Raw genomic sequence first — 2,258 nt, 5'->3', positions numbered from 1 at the left:
GGGCCATCGTTTTCGCAAATAGTTACAACGATTACTTCAATAAGGATCCATCACTGGATCCCGCCTTAGCCTCTACGACACGTCTTGATGACAGTTTCGTCTCAAACGCTCGCTACTTCCCATGTTTTCAAAGAACACGATGCCGGCCGCAAAGCCAGATCGTATGAATTCTTGTGTGTGCGCTGTCATTCCACGTGGCCAACCCCTGGTGGAGCCAGTCGGGATCGAACCGACGACCCCCTGCTTGCAAAGCAGGTGCTCTCCCAGCTGAGCTATGGCCCCGTGATTAGAGTGGTGGGTCTAGGAGGACTCGAACCTCCGACCTCACCCTTATCAGGGGTGCGCTCTAACCACCTGAGCTACAGACCCAGGCCGGATCACGTTGTGGAATGCAGGAAACTTGTGCGGACGCCCACTGAGAACAAACTCGTCTTTGCTCAAAAGGAGGTGATCCAGCCGCACCTTCCGATACGGCTACCTTGTTACGACTTCACCCCAGTCATGAATCACACCGTGGCAAGCGTCCCCCTTGCGGTTAGACTACCTGCTTCTGGTGCAACCCACTCCCATGGTGTGACGGGCGGTGTGTACAAGGCCCGGGAACGTATTCACCGCAGCAATGCTGATCTGCGATTACTAGCGATTCCGACTTCACGGAGTCGAGTTGCAGACTCCGATCCGGACTAGGATGGGGTTTCTGGGATTGGCTCCACCTCGCGGCTTCGCGACCCTCTGTCCCCACCATTGTAGTACGTGTGTAGCCCTGGCCGTAAGGGCCATGATGACTTGACGTCATCCCCACCTTCCTCCGGTTTGTCACCGGCAGTCTCCTTAGAGTTCCCGACTTTACTCGCTGGCAACTAAGGACAAGGGTTGCGCTCGTTGCGGGACTTAACCCAACATCTCACGACACGAGCTGACGACAGCCATGCAGCACCTGTCTCACGGTTCCCGAAGGCACCCCTCGATCTCTCAAGGGTTCCGTGGATGTCAAGGCCAGGTAAGGTTCTTCGCGTTGCATCGAATTAAACCACATACTCCACCGCTTGTGCGGGCCCCCGTCAATTCCTTTGAGTTTCAGTCTTGCGACCGTACTCCCCAGGCGGCGAACTTAACGCGTTAGCTTCGACACTGAACTCTCAATTGAGCCCAACGTCCAGTTCGCATCGTTTAGGGCGTGGACTACCAGGGTATCTAATCCTGTTTGCTCCCCACGCTTTCGTGCCTCAGTGTCAGTGCTGGTCCAGGTGGCCGCCTTCGCCACAGATGTTCCTCCCGATCTCTACGCATTTCACTGCTACACCGGGAATTCCACCACCCTCTACCGCACTCTAGTCCGCCAGTATCCACCGCAATTCCCAGGTTGAGCCCGGGGCTTTCACGGCAGACTTAACGAACCACCTACGCACGCTTTACGCCCAGTAATTCCGAGTAACGCTTGCACCCTTCGTATTACCGCGGCTGCTGGCACGAAGTTAGCCGGTGCTTATTCTTACGGTACCGTCATTCTCCCGGGGTATTAACCCGGAAGGTTTCTTCCCGTACAAAAGTGCTTTACAACCCGAAGGCCTTCTTCACACACGCGGCATGGCTGGATCAGGCTTGCGCCCATTGTCCAATATTCCCCACTGCTGCCTCCCGTAGGAGTCTGGACCGTGTCTCAGTTCCAGTGTGGCTGATCATCCTCTCAGACCAGCTACGGATCGTCGCCTTGGTGAGCCTTTACCTCACCAACTAGCTAATCCGACATCGGCTCATCCAATCGCGCAAGGCCCGAAGGTCCCCTGCTTTCACCCGTAGGTCGTATGCGGTATTAGCGTAAGTTTCCCTACGTTATCCCCCACAACTGGGTAGATTCCGATGTGTTCCTCACCCGTCCGCCGCTCGCCACCCAGAGAGCAAGCTCTCCTGTGCTGCCGCTCGACTTGCATGTGTTAGGCCTGCCGCCAGCGTTCACTCTGAGCCAGGATCAAACTCTTCAGTTAAAGCTTAAAGCTTTGTCTGCAGATGCTCGACCTTGACTTCTTATCGCTTGATAACTCAATTGACTTAAAGCTCTTGGCTGAACGTCTGCAAGAAATGGACTCATCCATCCCCAGCAGGCGCCCGCACAAATTTCCTGCGCACACTGTCAAAGATCCTCAAACCCGGCGGCCTTCCGGCCCGCCATCCCAGGGCATTTCGCTCAAGGGAGCCGCACATTATACGAGAGTTTCGAAGGACGTCAACATCTTTTCGACGCCCTTTTTTGCCCCCCG

Annotated in this window: 1 protein-coding gene, 2 tRNA genes and 1 rRNA gene; 1 reads left to right on the top strand and 3 read right to left on the bottom strand. The window is 55.5% G+C overall.

Annotated elements, in window-relative coordinates; all coding sequences use genetic code 11:
- Positions 1 to 206 precede the first annotated feature (206 nt).
- From IEX13_RS14145 to IEX13_RS14135, 3 genes are all read right to left on the bottom strand, one after another.
- Positions 207 to 282 (bottom strand) — tRNA-Ala (locus IEX13_RS14145).
- Positions 283 to 292: 10 nt separating this feature from the next.
- Positions 293 to 369: transfer RNA gene (locus IEX13_RS14140), tRNA-Ile, on the bottom strand.
- Positions 370 to 440: 71 nt separating this feature from the next.
- Positions 441 to 1,985: ribosomal RNA gene (locus tag IEX13_RS14135) — 16S ribosomal RNA — on the bottom strand.
- A gap of 22 nt (positions 1,986 to 2,007) precedes the next feature.
- Between IEX13_RS14135 and IEX13_RS14310 the strand changes: the two genes are divergently transcribed.
- On the top strand, positions 2,008 to 2,258 hold a 251-nt coding region (locus IEX13_RS14310), incomplete at its 3' end, for a hypothetical protein (RefSeq protein WP_229668567.1).

Origin of the sequence: Arenimonas soli (assembly GCF_014643775.1) — a bacterium.
GTDB classification, from domain to species: Bacteria; Pseudomonadota; Gammaproteobacteria; order Xanthomonadales; family Xanthomonadaceae; genus Arenimonas; species Arenimonas soli.
The sequence above is the reverse complement of the archived record's forward strand: the minus strand, read 5'-3'. Positions and strand labels throughout refer to the sequence as shown.